At 40.3% G+C, this 2,736-nt stretch carries 1 protein-coding gene; it reads left to right on the top strand.

Annotated elements, in window-relative coordinates:
• Nucleotides 1-862 precede the first annotated feature (862 nt).
• Nucleotides 863-2,428, top strand: coding sequence for an alpha-amylase family glycosyl hydrolase (locus tag DXB92_RS13035; protein WP_117734208.1), 1,566 nt, complete (start codon nucleotides 863-865; stop codon nucleotides 2,426-2,428).
• Nucleotides 2,429-2,736: the final 308 nt, after the last annotated feature.

Here is a 2,736-nt window from a genome sequence, read left to right on the forward strand (position 1 = left end):
TTTTTGCTTGTTCATACAAAAAATTCCTCCTTTTGTTGATGTAAACTTCGATTCAAACTACATTTATTGTAACAGAAAGCAAAGCTCTTGTATTGCAGGATTGTCATGCAATTTATATATTTGTAAAGTAAATTTTATCCCTGCGATTTTCGAAATTCTGTGGGTGTCATTACGAAAGTGGTTTGACAGACGAGCAATGGGAAGCAATCAAAGAATTCTTTCCATCCGGAAATAAAAGCAAATATCATAAGAGATCATTGGTAGAAGCAGTGCTGTATATCGTAAAGACAGGCTGCCAGTGGAGAATGCTGCCGCATGATACGGTATGGAGTTTTTATCGCCGAGCAAGAAATAACGGCGTATGGGACAAAATAATGGGAAATCTCCTGTGTATATAATTATGATTTCTCATGCTGCTACGCTCTTAAAACGCTTATGAACACAGGCTCTGAAAGCATTCTATTGGAAATCTTGGGGTGTCGTGTCTGCATTTTTCAAGAAAATGCTGTTTTTCCATGGTGAAGTCCCTCCAAAAAAGTAGAATAATACAATTATCTGCGGGAATAGTATTAGAGTTATTCCGCATAAAGGAATATAATATAAATATATGGCAATACCGCACAAAGAGCGTCTGTCGACTTTGCACGCCATCTGCTTGCAAATTTCCCGTCATATTTCACAAAAATGCTCGTGAATACATCAAGTATTCACTCCGCTTTTTGTTTCATCTGACGAAAAATTTGACGACGCATCTGTCGCACAATCTTTGTGCGGTATTGCCATAGCACAGGCTTACAACATCTGTAAACTGAGAATGAATATTTTGTATAAGAATTATCAAAAAGTACAGGAGGAAAATACTATGAAAAACAACAACCCACAGTGGCTTGAAAATGCAGTATTCTATGAAATCTACCCTCAGAGCTACAAGGACACAAATGCAGACGGTATAGGTGATCTTACAGGTATGACAGAGAGCCTGCCTTATATCAAAAGTATAGGTTGCAATGCAATCTGGATAAATCCATGCTTTGAATCACCTTTCTTTGATGCAGGCTATGATATTTCAAACTACAAAAAAGTTTCTCCCAGATATGGCACGAATGAAGACCTGAAACGTTTCTTTGAAGAAGCACACAAACTCGATATTCATGTTATTCTCGACCTTGTTCCGGGTCATACTTCCATTGAGCATCCGTGGTTCAAGGAGTCTATGAAGATTGACAGAAATGAATTTACAGACAGATATATCTGGACAGATTCCGTATGGGAGGATGCAAGTGGAATTGAGAACATCACAGGCTCTATAAGAGGAATTTCCGACAGAGATGGCACTTGTGCGGCAAATTTCTATACCATTCAGCCGGCACTGAATTATGGTTTTGCAAATCCTACAAAGCCATGGATGCAGGCTGTAGATGCCCCTGGTCCGATGGCAACAAGAGAGGCTATGAAAGACGTTATGCGTTTCTGGCTGAATATGGGCTGCGACGGTTTCCGTGTAGATATGGCACAGTCACTTGTAAAGGGAGATACGGACAGCAAGGCTACAATTGCACTCTGGCAGGATTTCAGGGCATTTCTGAATAAAGAATTTCCTGAGGCTGCTATGATTTCTGAATGGGGTCAGCCGGATAAATCTCTTATGGGTGGTTTTCACATGGATTTTCTGCTGCATTTCGGTCCTTCACATTACAATGATCTTTTCCGTGTGGAAGAACCCTTTTTCTCCAGAAAGGGAACAGGTGATGCATCTGAGTTTGTAAAGACATATGAGGAAAACTATGCAAAAACAGAAGGCAAAGGACTTATCTGTATACCATCAGGCAATCATGATATGTCCAGAATTTCTCAGCGTCTTGACAAGGAAGAAATAAAGCTTGCTTTTTCATTCATTCTCACAATGCCCGGTGCTCCTTTTATTTATTATGGTGATGAAATCGGAATGCGTCACCTTGAAGGTGCAAAGTCAGTTGAGGGCGGTTTTGAGAGAACAGCATCACGTTCACCTATGCAGTGGAATAGCTCTGTAAATGCGGGATTTTCTGCAGCAGACCCTGAGAATCTTTATATTCCTATCGATTCAGATGTCAACCGTCCTACAGTTGAAAAGGCTGTAAATGATCCTGATTCAATTTATAATGAAGTAAGAAAGCTTATAGAGCTCAGACAAGCACACTCAGCACTCAAGAGCAACGGAAAGATTGAATTTCTCTATGCTGAAAAGAATGCATATCCGCTTGTATATCGCCGATACGATGATAATGAAAGTATAATCGTTGCAATAAATCCGTCATCAAACGCAGCTTCATGCAGAATCTCTGGACTCAATATCAAGGAAATTCTCTATACCAATGGAGATGCGGCAGATATAACAGATGGAGTTCTGACAGTGCCAGCAGAAAGTGTTTCTGTATTTTCAGTATAAGATACAGTAAATATGGCATAGGATATGGTGCAACATCAGGCAACCACAGTATGACATTTTTCTGGGCTCTGCGAAAAAATCTCTGTAAATTCAACAACAGTGATAAAAAACGATATTGTGGGGCGGCTTGAAAAACAGCCGCTCAATTTTTTTACAGTATACAACAAATACCGTAATTTGTCAAGTTTCTTCAACAGTCAGTCTACTGAAATGGAGCGTAGCGGAATGAAAGCAGACTGACCGTGCCGGCTCAGTTCAGTCTGTCGGGGTACATGATCTCCAGCTCGCCAAGAACTCTGCCCCAGTTT

Source organism: Ruminococcus sp. OM06-36AC, assembly GCF_003438725.1.
Taxonomy (GTDB): Bacteria; Bacillota; Clostridia; order Oscillospirales; family Ruminococcaceae; genus Ruminococcus_C; species Ruminococcus_C callidus.